The sequence below is a fragment of the Janibacter sp. UYMM211 genome, from assembly GCF_040547045.1.
In the GTDB taxonomy this organism is placed as follows: Bacteria; Actinomycetota; Actinomycetes; order Actinomycetales; family Dermatophilaceae; genus Marihabitans; species Marihabitans melonis.
On the sequence record NZ_JBEPOY010000006.1, the window covers coordinates 1 to 18,442 of the forward strand.

General features: G+C 75.4%; 15 protein-coding genes and 1 pseudogene. 10 read left to right on the top strand and 6 right to left on the bottom strand.

Annotated elements, in window-relative coordinates; translation table 11 throughout:
- Nucleotides 1-222 precede the first annotated feature (222 nt).
- Nucleotides 223-810, bottom strand: a complete 588-nt coding sequence (locus ABIB53_RS14580) for a TetR/AcrR family transcriptional regulator (RefSeq protein WP_068272405.1) — start codon at nt 808-810, stop codon at nt 223-225.
- Between the two features lie 82 nt (nt 811-892).
- Between ABIB53_RS14580 and ABIB53_RS14585 the strand changes: the two genes are divergently transcribed.
- The 4 genes from ABIB53_RS14585 (at nt 893) to ABIB53_RS14600 (ending at nt 5,484) form a co-directional block, all read left to right on the top strand.
- Entirely contained in the window at nt 893-1,366 is a 474-nt protein-coding gene (locus tag ABIB53_RS14585; protein WP_163562455.1) for a MarR family winged helix-turn-helix transcriptional regulator, read from the top strand.
- Nucleotides 1,363-2,976 carry an MDR family MFS transporter gene (locus ABIB53_RS14590; RefSeq protein WP_224766970.1) on the top strand — a complete coding sequence of 538 codons (1,614 nt, stop codon included), beginning with the start codon at nt 1,363-1,365 and terminating at the stop codon, nt 2,974-2,976. The genes ABIB53_RS14585 and ABIB53_RS14590 overlap by 4 nt, the downstream gene beginning before the upstream one ends.
- A 144-nt stretch (nt 2,977-3,120) precedes the next feature.
- The gene (locus ABIB53_RS14595) at nt 3,121-4,128 is read left to right on the top strand and encodes a pirin family protein (protein ID WP_068271463.1); all 1,008 of its coding nucleotides are present in this window, start codon (nt 3,121-3,123) and stop codon (nt 4,126-4,128) included.
- A 24-nt stretch (nt 4,129-4,152) separates the two neighbouring features.
- Nucleotides 4,153-5,484: a DUF4232 domain-containing protein gene (locus tag ABIB53_RS14600; protein ID WP_354588711.1), complete on the top strand. Its 1,332-nt coding sequence runs from the start codon at nt 4,153-4,155 to the stop codon at nt 5,482-5,484.
- 73 nt (nt 5,485-5,557) lie between these two features.
- Here ABIB53_RS14600 and ABIB53_RS14605 read toward each other — a convergent pair whose 3' ends face one another.
- From ABIB53_RS14605 to ABIB53_RS14620, 4 genes and pseudogenes are all read right to left on the bottom strand, one after another.
- Nucleotides 5,558-8,035, bottom strand: coding sequence for an FtsX-like permease family protein (locus ABIB53_RS14605; RefSeq protein ID WP_354588712.1), 2,478 nt, complete (start codon nt 8,033-8,035; stop codon nt 5,558-5,560).
- Nucleotides 8,032-8,829 carry an ABC transporter ATP-binding protein gene (locus ABIB53_RS14610; protein WP_201464731.1) on the bottom strand — a complete coding sequence of 266 codons (798 nt, stop codon included), beginning with the start codon at nt 8,827-8,829 and terminating at the stop codon, nt 8,032-8,034. The genes ABIB53_RS14605 and ABIB53_RS14610 overlap by 4 nt, the downstream gene beginning before the upstream one ends.
- A 69-nt stretch (nt 8,830-8,898) precedes the next feature.
- Nucleotides 8,899-9,545 (bottom strand): annotated as a pseudogene (locus ABIB53_RS14615) (response regulator).
- Between the two features lie 74 nt (nt 9,546-9,619).
- Complete coding sequence (locus ABIB53_RS14620) at nt 9,620-10,840, bottom strand: sensor histidine kinase (RefSeq protein WP_354588713.1); 1,221 nt, start codon at nt 10,838-10,840, stop codon at nt 9,620-9,622.
- Between the two features lie 98 nt (nt 10,841-10,938).
- Here ABIB53_RS14620 and ABIB53_RS14625 point away from each other — a divergent pair, with 98 nt between their 5' ends.
- From ABIB53_RS14625 to ABIB53_RS14640, 4 genes are read left to right on the top strand one after another with little or no spacing between them, the layout of a single operon-like run.
- On the top strand, nt 10,939-11,415 hold the full coding sequence (locus tag ABIB53_RS14625) for an ATP-binding protein (protein WP_083968346.1): 477 nt from the start codon (nt 10,939-10,941) through the stop codon (nt 11,413-11,415).
- Between the two features lie 30 nt (nt 11,416-11,445).
- A complete protein-coding gene (locus ABIB53_RS14630) occupies nt 11,446-12,324 on the top strand; it encodes a DUF5926 family protein (RefSeq protein ID WP_354588714.1) in 879 nt (292 codons plus the stop codon).
- A gap of 2 nt (nt 12,325-12,326) precedes the next feature.
- Nucleotides 12,327-13,028: a glycosyltransferase gene (locus ABIB53_RS14635; RefSeq protein WP_123092629.1), complete on the top strand. Its 702-nt coding sequence runs from the start codon at nt 12,327-12,329 to the stop codon at nt 13,026-13,028.
- The gene (locus tag ABIB53_RS14640; protein ID WP_354588715.1) at nt 13,018-14,580 is read left to right on the top strand and encodes an MptA/MptB family glycosyltransferase; all 1,563 of its coding nucleotides are present in this window, start codon (nt 13,018-13,020) and stop codon (nt 14,578-14,580) included. Before ABIB53_RS14635 ends, ABIB53_RS14640 begins: the two co-directional genes overlap by 11 nt.
- Here the strand turns inward: ABIB53_RS14640 and ABIB53_RS14645 are convergent.
- On the bottom strand, nt 14,501-16,630 hold the full coding sequence (locus ABIB53_RS14645; RefSeq protein ID WP_354588716.1) for a hypothetical protein: 2,130 nt from the start codon (nt 16,628-16,630) through the stop codon (nt 14,501-14,503). The genes ABIB53_RS14640 and ABIB53_RS14645 overlap by 80 nt on opposite strands.
- 87 nt (nt 16,631-16,717) lie before the next feature.
- Between ABIB53_RS14645 and ABIB53_RS14650 the strand changes: the two genes are divergently transcribed.
- Both ABIB53_RS14650 and ABIB53_RS14655 read left to right on the top strand, forming a co-directional pair.
- A complete protein-coding gene (locus ABIB53_RS14650) occupies nt 16,718-18,013 on the top strand; it encodes a glycosyltransferase 87 family protein (protein ID WP_354588717.1) in 1,296 nt (431 codons plus the stop codon).
- A gap of 10 nt (nt 18,014-18,023) precedes the next feature.
- On the top strand, nt 18,024-18,428 hold the full coding sequence (locus ABIB53_RS14655; RefSeq protein ID WP_354588718.1) for a DUF4446 family protein: 405 nt from the start codon (nt 18,024-18,026) through the stop codon (nt 18,426-18,428).
- Nucleotides 18,429-18,442: the final 14 nt, after the last annotated feature.

An 18,442-nucleotide genomic window follows, 5' to 3' on the forward strand; every position in this document is an offset into this window, starting at 1 on the left:
GCAGGGCGACGGCGTGGGGGGGCGGCGGGGCCCCCCCCCCCAGCGGCGGGGGGGCGGGGGGGGGGGGGGGGGGGGCGCCGGGGGGGGGGGGGGGGGGGGGGGGGGCCCGGGCCCCCCGGGGGGGGGGGGGGCCCCCCCCCCCCCCCCCCCTCGCCGGGGTGGCGGTCTCGAGGCTCAGGCCTGGCGGCCTTCGCGCCTCGACCACCGGCAGTCCGGGGCCGGCTACAACCCGCTGATCTCGAAGCACTCCCGCACGAGGGGCTCGATCTCGCCCTCGAAGCCGCGCTGGCCGTAGGTCCAGATGGCGGCGCGGACTGCGCCGAGGGCGGTGAAGACGGCGACGGCGGGGGCGATGTCGTCGGCCGGGTCCACCCCTTCGCGCGCGTAGGCCGCGTCCGCGAGCGCCCGGGCGGTCTGCGCGCCCGCGCCGAGCACCGCGACGGAGATCGAGGGCGACTCGCGCGCGACGACGGCCCGCATCCGCCACATCTGCGGCTCGCGGGTCGCGGTCGCCATCCGCTCGACGAGCACCGCTCGGAGGCTGTCGCGCAACGGCTCGTCCTGGGGTCGCTCCCGCAGGGCCTGCGCCAGTGCTGCCGGCAGGTCGGGATCCACGCCCGAGAGGGCGTCGTCCTTCGTCGCGAAGTAGTTGAAGAAGGTCCGGGGCGACACGCCCGCCCGCTCGGCGACCCGCTCGACGGTCGCCGCCGCCACCCCTTCGTCATGGGCGATCTCCAGGGCGGCGCGGTGCAGCGCGGCCCGGGTCACCCGCTTGCGCTCGGCCCGGCGTCCACGCTCTGGCTCGCTCATGGCGGCCATTGTGCTGGAGACGGCTGAGGGAGGGGGACCCGCCTACTTTGCAGTGACTGCAAGTTTGTCATATGCTTGCTGCATGCAAGGAACCTCGCAGGGTGCTCTCCACGACGCACTGACCCGCGCGTTCCGCCAGCTCACCGCCACCTTCACCACCCGGTCCGAGGTCGACCCGCAGGCCCTGCGGCGCCCCGACTACGCCCTCCTCGCCGCCGTCGAGCGGCACGGCTCGGTCCGGCCCAGCGATCTCGCCGCCGCCGACGGGCACGACCTGTCGACGGTCAGCCGGCGGGTCGCCTCGCTCGAAGGACGCGGATGGGTGGTGCGAGAGCGCGACCCCGACGACGGCCGGGCCTGCCGCGTCGCCCTCACCGACGAGGGCACGACCCGGCTGACGACCGAGCGCGCGGCGCGCGCCGCGATCGTCACCGAGGTCCTCGTCTCCTGGAGCGAGGACGACGTACGGACCCTGACCGACCTGCTCGAGCGGATGAGCGACGACGTGGCCGCCTCCCGCCCCCTGACCACCCATCTCGAAAGGAGCTCCGCGTGAGCGCGAGCGTCACCACCCCGGCCGTGGGCACCACGACGGCCACCAGCGACCCGGCGTCCGCCGGCGCCGCGCCCTACCGGCTGAGCCCCGAGCACCGACGCGTCTTCGTCGGCCTCATGCTCGGCATGCTCGTCGCCTCCGTCAGCCAGACGATCGTCGGCCCCGCGATGCCGCGCATCGTCGCCGAGCTCGGCGGCATCGACCACTACAGCTGGGTCGCGACCGCGGCCATGCTCGTCTCCGCGTGCACCGTCCCCGTCGTCGGCAAGCTCTCCGACATCTTCGGGCGCCGCGGCTTCTACCTCGCCGGCATCATCGTCTTCATCGTCGGCTCGCTCATCTGCGGCTTCTCCCAGAACTTCTGGATGCTCGTCGCCGGTCGCGCCGTCCAGGGCCTCGGCATGGGCACGCTCATGCCGCTGTCGCAGACGATCATCGGCGACATCATCCCGCCGCGTCAGCGCGGCAAGTACCAGGGCCTCATGGGTGCCGTCTTCGGCGTCACCTCGGTCGCCGGCCCCCTCGCGGGCGGTGTCATCACCGACCACCTCGGCTGGCGCTACCTCTTCTTCGTCGCCGTGCCGATCGGCCTCGTCGCCTTCGTCGTCATCGGCCGCTTCCTCCACCTCGAGCACACCGCTCGCGAGGTGACCATCGACTACGCCGGGATCGCGACCCTCACCGTCGCGCTCACCTCGCTGCTCCTCGCCACCTCCCTCGGCGGCACGAGCTGGGCCTGGGGCTCGGCGGAGTCCATCGGCCTCTACGCCGTCGGCGTCGTCGCCCTGCTCTCCTTCATCGCCATCGAGCGCCGCGCGGTCGAGCCGGTCATCCCCCTTCGCCTCTTCTCGAGCAAGGTCTTCTCGATGGCCAACATCGCGGCCTTCGGGGTCTCGATGGTGATGTTCGGCGCGATCATCTACATCCCGGTCTTCGCCCAGGGCGTCATCGGCGTCGACGCGACGAACTCCGGTCTCATCCTCATGCCGCTCATGGTCGGCTTCATCGGGCTCGGCATCATCACCGGCCAGCTCATCACCCGCACGGGGCGCTACCTGCCCTTCATGATCACCGGCGTGCTCGTCATGGCGCTCGGCATCTTCCTGCTCACCCGTCTCGACCACACCGCGACCCAGACCCAGCTCACCGTCGCGATGACGGTCCTCGGCCTCGGGCTCGGCATGGCGATGCAGCAGTACGCGCTCGTCGTGCAGAACGACGTCCCGCGCCGTGACCTCGGTGTCGCGACGGCGACCGTGCAGTTCTTCCGCAACGTCGGCTCGACGGTGGGCATCGCGGTCTTCGGCACGATCATGACGAGCGGTCTCGCCGACCGGATCGCCGGCCACCTCCCGGCGGGTGCGCAGCAGCAGATGGGCGACGGCGGGGTCTCGATCGGCTCGGTCCTCGACCCCTCGGCGCTGTCGAAGCTGCCCCCGGTCGTCGCCGACGCGGTCCGCCAGGGCCTGGCCGAGAGCTTGCACAACGTCTTCCTCATCGGTCTGCCGATCCTCGCCGTCGTGCTCGTCGCGACCGCGCTCATCCCGGCCAAGCCCCTGCGCGAGACGCTCGACCACCCCTCCGAGGCGGTCTCCGACCGCGCGGAGTGACCGATCCGCGTCACCCGGTGCCGTCATCCCTTCGCGAAGGGGTGGCGGCACCGTCGCGTGCGGCGACCGCTCGGCGCGGAATAGTTGAACGATAAATCGTTGTTGGTAGGGTCGTCAGCGACCACCCGTCACCAGGAGAGCGCCATGCCAGCCATCACCGTCGACGACATCTTCACCCTGCCCCGCGTGACGCAGCCCGCGCCCGACGCGGTGGTCCGCCCGGTCCACACCGTCTCGACCGCCCCGAAGGGGTTCGAGGGCGAGGGCTTCCCCGTCCGGCGGGCCTTCGCCGGTGTGCCGATGGAGCGGCTCGACCCCTTCATCCACATGGACCAGATGGGTGAGGTCGAGTACGCGCCGCTCGAGCCGCGCGGCACGAGCTGGCACCCGCACCGGGGCTTCGAGACCGTCACCTACATCATCGACGGCTCCTTCGACCACGAGGACACCCACGGCGGCGGTGGCACGATCACCGACGGCGACACCCAGTGGATGACCGCCGGCTCGGGACTGCTGCACATCGAGGCCCCGCCGGAGCAGCTCGTCATGAGCGGCGGGCTCTTCCACGGCATCCAGCTGTGGGTCAACCTGCCCGGCGCGATGAAGATGTCCGACCCTCGCTACCAGGACATCCGCTCCGGCGAGGTCGGCCTGCTCTCGAGCCAGGACGGCGGCGCGCTGCTGCGCGTCATCGCCGGTGATGTCGACGGGCACTCCGGACCGGGCATCACGCACACCCCGATCTCGCTCGTCCACGCCACCGTGGCGCCGGGCGCGCGGGTCCAGCTGCCGTGGCAGCGCGACTTCAACGCGCTCGTCTACGTGCTCTCGGGCCGTGGTGTCGTCGGCGAGGAGCGCCGGCCGGTCCGCGAGGGCCAGCTCGCGGTCTTCGGCGCGGGCGACGTCATCGAGGTCGCGGCCGACGACCGGCAGGACTCGCGCACCCCGCAGCTCGAGGTGCTCGTGCTCGGCGGTCGCCCGATCCGGGAGCCCGTCGCGGCCTACGGCCCCTTCGTCATGAACACCAAGGACGAGCTCGTCACCGCCTTCGAGGACTTCCAGGCGGGGCGGCTCGGCGTGCTGCCGAAGACCCCGCGGGTGCGCCCGGCGCTCGAGGTCGTCGCCGACCAGCCGGGTCACCACGTGCTCTGACCCTGCCCGTGGCAGAGTCGCAGCGTGCGACTGACCCTGCTCGACCGACGCCGCACGGTGCGTGTCGTCCTCGGGCTGTGCCTGCTCGCGCTCTTCGTCCTCGGTGCCCTCGGCCAGCGGATCATGCCGGCATGGGGGAGCAGCTGCCCCGACGGCGGTGAGTGCGACCCGGAGGCGCTGCGCTCGCTCGTCGTCAGCGCCTGGGCCCTGCACGCGCTGAGCGTCGTCGGGCTCGTGGCGGGGATGCTCGCCGTCGGGCGGACCCGCCCCGAGAGCCCGCACGGCGACGGCATCCCCGACGAGCACGCGGCCCCGCCGTGGCGGCACGCGCTGCTCGCGGCGGGCTTCGTCGGGGTGACCAACGCCATCACCGCCGCAGCCCTTGGCGTCGCCGTGATCTTCGGCGGTCTCATGGTCGGGGCGGTCGTCGCCGCGTGGTGGGTCGGGCTCACCGTCTTCCTCGACGCGCTCGACCGCCTCGCCCGGCCTCAGTCCGAGCGCCGGGGCTCGTGGTGGCGCGCCCTCACCGTCTCGACCCTCACCGTCGCGATGCTCTGGGTCGTGCCGGTGCTCGTCGTCGGGGTCGAGAGCAAGGGGTGGAGCGAGGCCTTCCTGCTCGCCGACCTCCTCGTCGCCGGGGTCACCGGTGTCGCGACCCTCGGCACCCGCCTGGTGCCGGGCGGTCGTCGTGAGGACGAGCACCCCCACCGGGGTCGTCTGCTCTCGGCCACGCTCGCCGGCAGCCTGCTCCTGCCGCTCGGCATGGCGCTCTACGTCGACCTCAGCGGGTCGACGTGGCACCGGGCCGGTGAGATCGTCGGCGACCTGCTCAACCCCTACCCCGCCTCGGTCGTCGCGGCCGACGACGAGGCGGCCACCCCGTCGCCGCCGCGGACCACGTCGCCGTGCACCGTCGCCGACCTCACCGTGACCGCCGTGCCGGGTGACCCCACCCTCGGAGGCCGCTCGGCGGTGCTGCGGGCGAGCAGCACCTCCGACGCGCCGTGCGTGCTCGGCGGCTACCCCGACCTGCGGCTCGCCGACGACGACGGCCCGATCCCGCTGTGGACGACGCCTGCCGACTACACGGTCACGGGGGAGCCGGCCGAGGTCGAGGCGATCACCCTCGCGCCCGGCGAGAGCGCCTCGGTCACCGTGTGGTGGCGGGCCCGCCCGCCCGGTGACGTCGAGGACGGGGCCCGGGTGCTCCGGGTCGACCTCGGCGACGACGCGTCGGTCCGCGGGGTGCAGACCGTCGAGGTCGACGGCCCGCCGGGTCTCACCGAGGGCCTGGCCGCCGGCTCACGGGTGCGCATCGAGCCGTGGTCGACCGGCGACCAGCTCCCGCTGCCCTGAGCCGACGACCGGCCGGCGGGGGAGCCCGCCGGCCGGCCCGACGGGGGTGGCCCCGCCGGCCGGCCCGCCCGCCCTACTCCGTCGCGAGCGCCTGGGCCGGCGACACGCGAGCGGCCCGACGGGCCGGCAGCACCGAGGCGACGAGCGCGGCGGCGACGGCTGCCGCGGCGACCCCGCCGAGCAGGCCCCACGGGACGACGACCTGCAGGTCGGTGAGCTGGCCGACGACCGAGCCCGCCCCGGCGACGCCGTAGCCGATGCCCAGGGCGGTGCCGAGCACGATGCCGACGAGCGCGAGGAGGACCGCCTCGAGGGCGAGCATCGCCCGCAGCTGGCCCCGGGTCGTCCCGAGCGCTCGGAGCAGCGCCGACTCGCGCGTGCGCTCGAGGACAGACAACGACAGCGTGTTGGCGATGCCCACGAGTGCGATGAGCACCGACACGGCGAGCAGCGAGAGGACGACGGAGAGCACGACGTCGAGGACGCGGTCCATCTCCTCGCGCTGGATCGCCGACCCGCCGACCTCGACCCCTCGGTCGACGGTGACGGCCTGCAGGCCCTCGACGGTGCGCTGGGCGTCCTCGTCGGAGAGCCCGAGGAGCAGGGCGCGTGGGGCGGCCTCGGCGTCGACGCGCCAGAGGTCGGACGCGGTGAGGGTCCACGGCCAGCCGAGCGAGTCGCGCACCCGGACGGCGGCGGTGAGCTGCCCGTCCGGACCGCGAAGGGTGACCCGGTCGCCGTCGACGAGCCGCAGGCCCCGGGCCGTCTCCTCCGACACCTGGACGACCCCGTCGCGCAGCCCGGCGAAGGCTGCGGGGTCGCGCACGACCGCCGTCGCGTCGTCGTCGACGCCCGCGACGACCTGGTCGCGGCGGGCCTGCCCGCCGACGACGACGTCGAGCTCGGAGCCCGGCACGCTCGCGACGGTGGTCACGCCGTCGACCTGGGCGACCCGCTCGCGCACCCCGGCGGGCACCGCGCCGTCCGGCGCGGTGACGACCGCGTCGACGGAGTACTGCTCGTCGAGGGCGGCGGAGACGCTGGCCTGCGCGGTCCGCGCGCCGACCGCGGTCGTCGTCACGAGCGTGACCCCGACGAGCAGCGCCGCGGTCGTCGCGGCCGCCCGGCGCGGGTTGGCCACGGCGTTGCCGGCGGCCAGGCGGCCGGGGGCCCCGAGCAGGCGGGCCGGCACGGCCCCGACGACCCGGGCCACCGCCGGCACGAGCAGGCTGCCTGCCATCAGGACGCCGACGAAGGAGAGCATCCCGCCTGCCAGCCCCGCCGGCAGCGAGCCCGCGCTCCCGCCGACGACGAGCAGCGCGCCGCCGACGACGACGAGGACGGCGCCGATGCCGCAGCGCACGAGCCCCCGACGGCTGCGGGCGACGACGGCGGGCACCGGGCGCAGCGCCTCGAGCGGGGCGACCGCGCTCGCGGCGACGACCGGGCGCACCGCCGCGGCGAGCACGACGAGCACACCGGCGACGAAGGGGACGACGGCAGTCGGCGCGACGGAGAAGGTGAGCGCCGGCACCGAGTCGGGCAGCAGCGACGCGGCGGCGAGCCCCCGGCACGCGGCGATGCCCAGAGCCGTCCCGACGGCCGAGAAGACGACACCCGTGACGAGCGCCTCGAGCAGCGCGCCCCGCACGACCTGGCCGCGAGACCCGCCGACCGCCCGCAGCAGCGCCGTCTCACGGGTGCGCCGTGCCAGGAGGATGGCGAAGGTGTTGCCGATGACGAGCGCGCTGACGAAGAGGGCGACGAGAGCGAAGCCCATGAGCAGGGCGGTGAAGACGTCGGTGCCCCCGGTCAGCCGGGACGCGACCTCGTCGGCGTGCTCGGTGCCGCTGCGCACCTCGGTGCCTGCCGGGCCGCCGACCGCCTCGCGGACCCGGTCGGTCAGCTGAGCGTCGCTCACCCCCTTCGCCGCCTGCGCGACGACCTCGGTGTAGCCGTCGGCCCCGGTCCACCGGGTGACGGCGTCGTGGGTGCCGAAGACGGCGGGGGTGCCGCCCGCCCACCGCGGGTCGCGGCCGGCGTCGACGACTCCGACGACGCGGGCGCTCGCCGGGCGCTGCGCGTCGGGCGGCGTCAGCCGGAGCGTGTCGCCGACCTCGAGACCCCGGGCGGTGGCGACGGAGCGCGAGAGGGCGATCTCCGAGGTGCCCCGCGGGAGTCGTCCCCGCTCGACCCGCGCCTGGCTGTCGGAGGTGGGCGCGGTGCTGACGACGAGGTAGGAGCTCGCGCTCCCGCCCGCGAGCCGGGCGTACGCGGTGAGCTCGCCGGTGGCGCGCTCGACGCCCTCGGTGCCGCGGACCTCGTCGAGGACGGACGCGTCGAGGCCGTCGACGTCGCCGGTGGAGACGACGGTGTCGACGTGGGTGTAGTAGCCGGCGACCAGGCCGCGCACGGAGGCGCCCATCGTCTGGCCGAGCGCGAGGCTGGTGGCGACGAAGGCGATGCCGAGGACGACGGCGACACCGGGCGCGACGAGCCGGCGGCTCTGGGTGCGCAGCGAGGCGAGGGTGAGCTCGAGCACCGTGATCACGCCCCCAGCTGCCGCATGGCGGCGATGACGGAGTCCTCGGTCGGGGAGTCGACGTCGTCGACGACCCGGCCGTCGGCCAGCAGCACGACCCGGTCGGCGTAGGCGGCGGCCCGCGGGTCGTGGGTGACCATGACGACGCTCTGCCCGAGCTCGCGCACCGAGGTGCGCAGGAAGGCGAGCAGCTCGGCCGAGGAGGCGGAGTCGAGGGCGCCCGTCGGCTCGTCGGCGAAGAGCACGTCGGGCCGGGTGACGAGCGCGCGCGCCGTGGCGACCCGCTGCTGCTGCCCGCCGGACAGCTCGGCCGGCCGGTGGTGCAGCCGGTCGGTGATGCCGAGCACGCCCGTCACGTGGTCGAACCACGCCTCGTCGACGCGGGTCCCGGCGAGGCTGAGCGGCAGCAGGACGTTCTGCCGGGCGGTGAGCATCGGCAGGAGGTTGAAGGACTGGAAGACGAAGCCGATCCGCTCGCGACGCAGGATCGTCAGCGCGCGGTCGCCCAGGCTCGTCGTCTCGGTGCCGCCGATGACGACCTGGCCGCTCGTCGGGCGCTCGAGCCCGGCGAGGCAGTGCATGAGCGTCGACTTGCCCGACCCCGACGGGCCCATGATCGCCGTGAAGCGACCGGCCTCGAGGTCGACGTCGACGCCGTCGAGCGCGGTGACGGCGGAGGGGCCGCTGCCGAAGACCTTCGTCAGGGAGCGGGCCTGCGCGGCCGGATGCCCGGAGCTCGGGCGGAGCTGCGCGGCGGGCGGCGCGAAGGGGTGACGGTCGGTGGGGAGGGGTGCTGAGGTCATGCCTCGAAGACTTCCGTCGCGGCCACCCCCGAGTCGTCGGCCCGCAGGCCGACCCGACCGGCCGGACGGCTACGACCCTGGTCGTACCGCGACGAGGCCGGTGTCGTACGCGAGGAGCACCATCTGCACGCGGTCGCGCAGCGCGAGCTTGTGCAGGATGCGCCCGATGTGGGTCTTGACCGTGGCCTCGGCGACGTACAGCTCCGCGCTGATCTCGGCGTTGCTGCGCCCCTCGGCCACCGCCCGCATCACCTCGACCTCGCGCGGGGTGAGGGCCGCCAGACGCGGGTGGTCAGCCCCGGCGGGCTCGTCCGGCTGCGCGGGCGAGTGCGCGACCGGCCCGGCCCCGTCGCGGGTGAGGTGCTCGACGAGCCGGCGGGTCGTGCTCGGCGCGATGACCGCGTCGCCGCCGTGCACCGCATGGATCGCGGCGAGCAGGTCGGCGGGCCCGCCTCCTTGAGCAGGAAGCCCGAGGCCCCCGCGCGCAGCGCGGCGTACGCGTACTCGTCGAGGTCGAAGGTCGTGAGCACGACGACCTTCGGCCCGTCGGGGTCGCGGCGCAGCAGCTCCTCGGTCGCGGCGACGCCGTCCATGCGCGGCATGCGGATGTCCATGAGGACGACGTCCGCGCTCACCGCCCCGAGGACCTCGAGCGCGTGCTGGCCGTCCTCGGCCTCGCCCACGACGACCATGTCGGGCTGGGCGTCGAGCACCATCCGGAAGCCGGCCCGCACGAGTGCCTGGTCGTCGACGAGGACGACGCGGATGGGGTGGTGATCGGTGCGTGAGCTCACGGCTCGTCCTCTCGGGTCGGTCCCGGGTCCTCGGGCAGGTGGGCGGTGACGAGGTAGCCGCCGCCGGAGCGCGGGCCCGCCGTGAGGTGCCCGCCGAGGGCGCTCGCCCGCTCGCGCATGCCGACGACGCCGTACCCCTGGCCGTCGTCCGTGGCCGCCGCGCCGCGCCCGTCGTCCTCGACGGTGACGCACAGGCCGTCGTCACGGCGCACCCGCACGCTCGCGATCGCGCCGGGGCCGGCGTGCTTGATGACGTTGGTCAGCGCCTCCTGGACGATCCGCAGCGCCGCGAGCCCGACGTCCCGGCTCACCCCGTCGAGGTCGTCGCTCACGAGCTCGACGGGCAGGCCGGAGGAGCGGACGCGGTGCACGAGGGCCGGCAGGTCGGCGACCGACTCGGTCGGCGCGTAGCCGTCGAGCTCGTCGGCGCGCAGCACCCCGACGAGCCGCCGGGTCTCGGCGAGGGCCTCACGAGCGGTGGCCGCGATGGTCTCGAGGGTCTGGGTGGCCTGCTCGCGGTCCCACTGCGGAGAGCTCGTCGCGGCGTAGGCGCCGCCGTCGGCCTGGACGACGACGACGGCGAGCGAGTGGGCGACGACGTCGTGCATCTCGCGAGCGATCCGCGTGCGCTCGTCCTGCGCGGCGATCCGCACCCGCTGGTCGCGGTCGCGACGCAGGGCGAGGTTCTGCTCGTGGAGCCGCTCGAGCAGCTCGCGCCGGCGCCGGGTGAGATCGCCCCACGCCCAGCACAGAGATGCGACGGCGCTGAAGAAGATCGCGTTGATGACCTGGGGCACCGCCGACAGCTCGGGGTCCCACCAGTCGGCGACCCCGAGACCGCCGGAGAGCACGCAGACCACGAGCACGGCGAGACGTGCGGGGCGGCTGCCGGACCAGGCCGCCACGGCGTACGCGGCGAAGGGGGCGGCGACGTTGCTCGGCAGCGGCCCGTCGGTGAGCGGCAGCTGGGCCAGGTGGGCGAGCACGACGACCGCGGCCGCGACCTCCGGGCGGGTGCGGCGCCACCACAGGGGCACGACCTGGAGCAGGGTGACGACGAGGACGAGCCCGGCCGGCACGCCCGGTCCGTCGACCTCGGGACCGACGGCGGCGAGCGTCGCCGGCAGCACGCCGAGCAGGAGCAGCGGGCCGACGACGAGGGCGTCGACGACACGGGGGTGGCGGGCCAGCGGGCCGCCGAGAGCGGGGGTGTCCATCGCGGCGAGCCTAGGCACACCTCGCGCCCTGCGCGTCAGACCACGGTCTGACCAGCGCATACGATGGCCCGGCACCCGCCGCGACGACAGGAGACACCGTGAGCGAGCCCGCACAGGACGACGCCCGAGAGCTGCTCAACGAGTTCGGCGCGCAGCCCGGCGACGGCCACGCCCGCACGATCCGCGCCCAGTGGGACCGCGACATCCTGCCCCCGATCCGGGCGGCCCTCATGGAGGACCTCCAGGCGCGTGGGATGTCCGAGGAGATCATCGACGAGGCCGAGATCGTCGTCACCGAGCTCGTGACCAACGCCCTGCGCCACGGCAGCCCGCTGCCCGACCGCTGCGTGCGCGTGCACTGGAAGGTGCGCGGCGAGGTGTGCGAGGTCGAGGTGAGCGACGGCGGCGGTCACACCGCGCCCAAGCCCGTCCCCCCGGCCCTGTGGGCGACCTCGGGACGCGGCCTGCGCATCGTGCGCAGCCTCGCCCACGAGTGGGGCGTCTCCGAGGACGAGAAGCGGATCACCGTGTGGGCGTCACTCGGCGGGCCCTCGCGCCGTCGGGTCGGGAGCTGACCCACCGCGCCCTGACCTAGGCTGCACGCCATGGGCAAGGCATCACGACGCAAGAAGACCGACGGCGGCCGGGTCAAGGTCGTCCCCGCCCCGTACGTGGCTCGACCCTTCGCGGGTCTGCCGGGCGAGACCGACTGGGTGGCGGCGCACGAGATCGTCCCCGCGGCGACGGCGACGCTGACGCTGCGCGCGGACGCCGTGCCCGAGGGCGCGCCGACGACGGCGACCCTCGCCTCGGTCCTGCCCCTCGCGTGGTCGGGCCTGCACCGCGCCGACGGCACCGTGCTCGTCGCCAGCCAGTCCGGCTCGAGCAGCGGTGATGCCAGCCGCGACCTCGCCGCCGCCCTGCTCGCCACCCTCGCGGCCGAGCCAGGCAGCCCGGTGCCGCGCGCCGAGCGCGCGACCGAGGAGACCCCCCGCCTGCAGGACCTGCTCGACCTCGACGCCCCCTTCGCGCTCGAGGTCCACGAGGGCTTCGACTTCTGGGTCGGCGAGGGCGAGCTCGACCAGGAGGGCCAGGAGTCCCTCGACCGGGCCAACGAGAGCGTCGTCCCGACCGTCGCGATGAGCTCGGCCCCCTCCGCCTACTGGTGCCGCATCGGCGAGCGCACCTACGTGCGCTGGGTCCTCGGCGACGACGAGGACGCGGCCACCGACGCCCTCGCCCGACTGTCCGCCGCCGGCCGCTCCGAGCTCGGCGAGGGCAACAAGCTGCTCGGCGCCTTCCGCGCCGGCGGGCTCCTCGTGCCGGTGTGGGAGGTCCCCGCCGACTCCGAGCCCGCGACCCACGAGGACGCCCTCGCCGCGATGCGCGAGCGCTACGAGGCCGCCCTGCGCGACGAGCCGCTGAGCGCCGACGAGCGCCGGGCCCGCTCCGGGCTGCTGTCGCGCCAGGTCACCCTGCGCTGATCATGAGCGCGCTGGCGGCGGTCGTCCCGGCCAAGGACGAGGCGGAGCGCATCGGCGCCACCGTCGCCGCGCTGCGCGCCCTGCCCGAGGTCGAGCTCGTCGTCGTCGTCGACGACGGCTCGAGCGACGACACCGCGGCGGCCGCCGCCGACGCCGGCGCGCTCGTCGTGCGCCACCCGACCAACCTCGGCAAGGCCGCGGCGATGACGACCGGCGCCGCCCGGGTCGCCGAGGAGGAGACGCGTCGGGGCGGCCCACCCTGGGTGCTGCTCTTCGCCGATGCCGACCTCGAGGGGTCGGCCGCGCACCTCGGCCCGCTCGCCGAGCCGGTCCTCGCCGGGGTCGCCGACCTCGCCGTCGCCAACATCCCGCGGGCCGCGAGCTCTCAGGGCGGGGGACGGGTCGTGCGCCTGGCCCGCGGGCAGATCGAGACGATGACCGGACGGCGGGTCGAGCAGCCGCTCAACGGCATGCGCGTGATGACGCGTGAGGCCTTCGGCTGGGCGAGCCCCCTCGCCGCCGGGTGGGGCGTCGAGGCCGCGATGCTCGTCGACGTCCTGCGCGCCGGGGGCCGGGTCGTCGAGGTGCCCGTGCCGCTCACCCACCGGGCGACCGGGACCGACCTCGCCGGTCAGGTGCACCGCGCCCGTCAGATGCGCGACGTCTCGCGAGCCCTGCTCGAGCGGCGCTTCCGTGGCGGCTGACGCACCCGACGCGCTGCCGACCGGTCCTCACCGAGCCGGGCGCGACCCCCTTCGCCTCGGTCTCCTCACCGGCTCGCTCCTGTGCCTGCTCCTCGTCGGCCTCGCCCACCCCTCGGTCGCAGCCCCGCCGCTCGGCCCGGCGGGCTGGGTGCCGCACCTGCCCGACCTGCCGCTGGGTGGGTGGGTCGTCGTCGCGCTGCAGGTCGCGGGCTACGCGCTCGGCGCGGCCGCGCTGCTGCGCGGCCTGCGGGTCCCCTCCCGGCTCGACATCCCCTGGGCCGCCTGGGCGCTCGTCGGCGGCCTCGTCCTGCTCACCGTGCCCTACGGCACCGCCGACCACACGAACTACGCCGCCTACGGGCACATCCTCGTCGAGGGGGGCGACCCGTGGGTGACGACCCCGCAGGACTTCGGGCCGGACCGGATCACCTCGGCCGTGCAGCCGCCGTGGGAGGACACCCCGAGCGTCTACGGGCCGGTCGCGACCGGGCTCATGGGGCTGTCGGCCCTCGTCGGCGGTGAGCTGCCGCGTCAGGTCGTCTGGGTCTGGCAGGTCCTCGTCGTCGCCGCCTGGCTGATCGCTCGCGCGCTGCTGCTGCGGCTCACCGGCGACCGCGAGAGCGTCGACACGTGGTGGACCGGCAACGTCCTCGTCCTCGGTGCGGGCGTGCTCGGCGCGCACGTCGACCTCCTCGCGACGACCGCGCTCGTCGGGGCGCTGCTCGTGACCCGGGTGCGCGGGGTGCCCGGTGCCCTCCTCGCGGGGGCGCTCGCCGGCGTCGCGGCCTCGACGAAGATCACCGCCGGCGTCGTCGTGCTCGTCCTCGCCTGGCTCTACCTCCGCCGAGATATGGAGATCAGCTCTTCGGAGGGCCTCCAGAGGGCGGATCCCCATACCTCGGCGAAGGGGGTGAGGGCCGTGGCGAGGGGGGTGGGGGGCTCGGCGAAGGGGGCGGCGGCGCGGGTGGTCGCGGTGGTCCTCGCCGGCCTGGCAGTCGCCGTGCCCCTCCACCTGTGGGCGGGGCCCAACGTCTTCGGTCAGCTGCTCACCGCGAGCGACGGGGTGAGCTACGCGAGCCCGTGGCGCGCGGTCTACACGGTCCTCGACCTCGGTGTCGCCGAGCCGAGCGCGCGGGCCTGGGTCGCGCGTGCGTCGGCCGTGCTGTGCGTCGTGCTCGCCGTCGTCCTGTGGCGCCGGCTGCCCGGCACGGACAACGGGCCCCAACGGCTGCTCGTCGTGCTCGTCACGGCCTACGCGCTCGGCGCGGCCTACGTGCTGCCCTGGTACGCCCTGCCGATGTGGGCGGCCCTCGCGTGGTGGGTCGCCGACGGCGGGCGGGCCCCGCGGCTGCTCACGGCCCTCGTCGTGCAGGGCGCGGTCGTCGCGATCGGCTACGTGCCGGGGCGGGTGCGCATCCCCGAGGACATGGCGACCGTGACACTCGCCTGGCGGATGGTCGTCGTGCCGCTCGTCACCGCGATCGTGTGGCTGCTCGTCCTGCGGCCGGGCTGGAGGCCAGGGCGAGGACGACGAGGCTCGGCACGAGGATGATCGAGGCGACAGCCGGGATCCCCGTGCCCGAGTCGTTGAGCAGGAAGCCGGCGGTGAGCGCGACGACGAGCGCGACGAGGCCCGGGCGCAGGGCCGGGTGCTCCTCGAGCGGGCCGGCGAGCGGACGAGCGAGGCGGCTGCCGGGACGGGCGAGCGCCCAGATGACGAGGACGAGGCCGACTGGCACGAGCAGGGCCGCGCGCTCGGGACCGAGGAGCATCTCGAGATTCATCACGAGCTTGCGCTCGACGACCTCCCACGCGTCGCCGGTGAGCACGCGCCCGAAGAAGCGTCCGAGGTGGCTGCGCTCGTCCTCGGGCCGCAGGTAGTCCAGCCCCGCGACGGCGAGGAAGCCGCCGACCGTCACGACACCGATGAGCAGCAGGCGCAGCAGCGTCACGCGGGCGCCGGAGACGGCGAGGACGAGGTAGCCGACCGCGGGCACGACCGCGAGGGTGCCGCCGCCGTCGGCCCCGACGAAGGGGGCCGCCACGAGGACGAGCAGGACGAGCCCGAGCACGGCGGCCAGGGCGGTCGCGGCCCGGCGTCGGCCGGCGCGCAGGAGCGGGTCGAGCAGCGCGGTCACCGCGAGCAGGGCGCCCGTGACGAAGAGGGCGAAGGGGACGTTGCCGAAGCCGTAGAAGCGGCCGCCGTCCCAGGGGTGGAGGCCGAGGACGCCGAGGAGGATCGACGCGCCGTCGCGCAGCAGGAGGTCGGCGGTGAGCAGGAGCGCGGTAACGCCGCCGACGACGCCGACGGCGGTGAGGCCACGGCGGGTGCTGCCGGCCGTGACCGCGAGGGCCAGGGCGGTGAGCAGGCCGGCGCCCAGCGCCGTCCAGCCGGCGAGGGCGAGGACGGGGTGGTCGCCCGACCACCACGGGGCGAGCGTCGCCGCGTAGGTCGCGGCCGGCACGCTCGCGAGGACGAGGGCGGCGGTGCGCAGGACGTGCACGAGCGGGCGGCGGGCCGGGCGGCGACGCAGCAGCGCCCAGGCCAGGGCGCCGAGGACGCTCGCCACGACGACGACGGCGGCCAGGCCGCGGAAGAAGGGCGGGATGCTCGCGTCGGCCACCTCGAGCTGGCCGGCGACGTCGGCCTGGTCTGCGAGGCGCTCGGCGGCACCGCCGCGGTCGTCGCGGACGAGGGAGAGGGGGCGACCTGCGAGCGGGGCGACGGGCTCGGCGCCGACGCGCTCGAGGAGGTCGGCGGTGAGGTCGGGCAGCTGGACGACGCCGGTGCGCCGGGTGGTGGGCGAGCTGAGCGCGCCGGGCTCGACGCCCGCCGCGCTGCGGGGGTCGCCGCCGCCGGAGTAGACGAGGGCCCGCAGCGCGGGCCCGGTGCCCGAGTCGCCGAGACCGGCGACGACGACGAGGGTCTCCTCGGGCAGGCCCGAGACCGCCTCCTGCACCGCCGTGTCGACGTCGCGCACCTGGGCCTGCCGCGCCGCGTCGCGCTCGCCGTCGACCTGGCCGACGTCGACGAGACGCACCGCGCACCCGCCGGAGCCGTCACCGACCTCGCCGCGGCCGTCCGCCGCGGCGATGCTCGCGCCCGCCCCGCCGGAGGCCTCCACGCACGTGCCCGCGGCGCGCAGCGAGTCCGCGAGGACGCCGAGGGTGGCGTCGGTCTTGCGCTCGCGGACGAGGTCGACGGCGTCGCCCCAGCCCTCGACCGCGCCCGTGCCGGTCAGCCCCACCTCGGGGCAGACGGGCGCGGCCTCCGGGTCGGTGAGGTCCGGGCTGCCCGGGCGGGGGAAGGCCACCCGGCCGCCGGCGCCGAGGCTGAGCCAGCCGTCGACGCCGCACGTCTGCAGGTACCCGCCACGCACGACGAGGTCGGCGGTGGCCCCCTTCGTCGCGAGCGACCACAGGGTCGGCGTCTCCTGCGGCGAGAGGTCGCGCAGGCTCAGCCCCGGGGCGCCGAGGACGACGACCGCCGGCTGGTTCGGGTCGGGGGCCGTGAGCGCCGTGGTACCCGTCGCCGATGCCGCCGGGACCGCGCCGAGGACAGCGGCGCACGCGGCGACGAGGGCGAGGAGGAGTCGGGTCACCGGGCCATTGTGGCGGGCCGAGCCTGGACGTCCTCTGAGGCCACGGGCGGCAGGAGAGCACCCACCCACGTCTGCGACCATGACCCGGTGACCCGACGGACCCCGACGACGACCCACTGGGTGCTCGCGGCTCTCGTCTTCGTCGCGCTCGCCGCCTGGCCGATCACGAAGTTCATGTTCCTCTTCCCGCAGGACCAGTGGCAGGTCGACATCCAGGTCTACCGCGAGGCGGGCATCTCCGTGCTCCAGGGCCGGCCGATCTACGAGCAGATGACCGACCCGCCGCAGCTGCTGCCCTTCACCTACCCGCCGGTCGCGGCGCTGCTCTCGGTACCGCTGGCCTTCGTCCCCTTCGCCGTCGCCGCCTGGTCGTGGACGATCCTGCAGCTCGCCGCCGACCTCGCCATCGCGTGGGTCGCCTGGTACCACCTGCGCGACCGGGCCGGGGCGTGGGCGCCGGTGCTCGTCGCCGCGGTGGCCGGGGCCTTCTTGTGGACCCAGCCGGTCGGCGACGGCATCCGCTTCGCGCAGATCAACGCCTTCCTCGTCCTCGCGATCCTGCTCGACCTCAAGCGGCCGAGGACGCGCCTGCTGCGCGCGGTCCCGCCCGGGGTGCTCGTCGGGCTCGCCATGGCGATCAAGCTGACGCCCGGCGTCTTCGTCATCCACTACCTCGTGTGCCGCCGCTGGCGCGAGGCCGCGACCGCGATCATCACCGCGACGCTCGTCTCCGTCGGGGCATGGATGATCCTGCCGCCGGCCTCCTTCGCCTTCTGGGGCGGGGCGCTGTCCGACCCCACGCGGCTCGGCCCCAACGACGGCTCGGCCAACCAGGCCTTCCGGGCGCTGCTGTTGCGCCGCGGCCTCGACGGCAGCGAGCTGCTCCTCGCCTGGGCGCCGTACCTTCTCGTCGTCGGCGTCGTCGTCTTCTGGCTTGGCCGTCGCGCCTACCAGCAGGGCGACTGGCTCATGGAGGCCGCGGTCATCGGGCTCGCAGGCTTCCTGCTCTCGCCGGTCTCGTGGGTGCACCACCTGCACTGGCTCATGGTGATCGTGCCGGCGATCCTCGGCGCCGCGGCCTGGCGCGACCGCCCGCGCGTCGTCGCGGCCGCGATCCCCTTCGCGTGGTTCGTGTGCACGATGCCCTTCTGGGGCGTGCTGTGGAAGCGGGAGGGGCGCGAGCCGGCCGTCGTCGGCGACGTCCTCGTCGAGGGCAACGTCATCGGCTCGCTCGTGATCCTCGGGCTCCTCGCCTGGGCGATCCACCGCGCCGACGCCCTCGAGCCCCGCTCGCAGTCCGCGACGCCCGGTCGTCGCGGGCCCGCGACGACCGGGGCTCGCGGACCACGAGCGGGCGTCGGCGCAGACCGGGCCGAGGGCTAGGGTCGCAGCCGTGCTCCTCTCCGTCGTCGCGCTCGTCGTCGCGGCCCTCGCCGTGCTGCTTGCGCTCGGCCTGGCCCGTCAGCTCGGCGTCCTGCGCCGACGCCTCGCCGAGGTCGAGCGCGGCTCCCCGATCGGCGACGCCGACGCCCGTCGTCTGCGCGCCGAGGTCGACGCCGCGCTGAGCCGGGTCGCGGTCGTGCGCTACGACGCCTTCGGCGACATGGGTGGGCGGCTCTCCTTCTCCGCCGCGCTCCTCGACGGGCAGGGCGACGGCCTCGTCCTCACCTCGATCCACGGCCGCGGCGAGTCGCGGACGTACGCGAAGGGGGTCACCGGCGGCGAGTCCGAGACGACCCTCACCCCGGAGGAGCGCCAGGCCGTCGCCGCTGCGCGGGCCGGGTCGCCGACCGCCTGAGCGGCGCCGTCGTC

Excerpts from the sequence above, each read along its gene's own strand:
- ABIB53_RS14580 (WP_068272405.1), bottom strand. The coding sequence starts at position 810 with ATGAGCGAGCCAGAGCGTGGACGCCGGGCCGAGCGCAAGCGGGTGACC.
- ABIB53_RS14585 (WP_163562455.1), top strand. The coding sequence starts at position 893 with ATGCAAGGAACCTCGCAGGGTGCTCTCCACGACGCACTGACCCGCGCG.
- ABIB53_RS14595 (WP_068271463.1), top strand. The coding sequence starts at position 3,121 with ATGCCAGCCATCACCGTCGACGACATCTTCACCCTGCCCCGCGTGACG.
- ABIB53_RS14610 (WP_201464731.1), bottom strand. The coding sequence starts at position 8,829 with ATGACCTCAGCACCCCTCCCCACCGACCGTCACCCCTTCGCGCCGCCC.
- ABIB53_RS14620 (WP_354588713.1), bottom strand. The coding sequence starts at position 10,840 with ATGGACACCCCCGCTCTCGGCGGCCCGCTGGCCCGCCACCCCCGTGTC.
- ABIB53_RS14630 (WP_354588714.1), top strand. The coding sequence starts at position 11,446 with ATGGGCAAGGCATCACGACGCAAGAAGACCGACGGCGGCCGGGTCAAG.
- ABIB53_RS14635 (WP_123092629.1), top strand. The coding sequence starts at position 12,327 with ATGAGCGCGCTGGCGGCGGTCGTCCCGGCCAAGGACGAGGCGGAGCGC.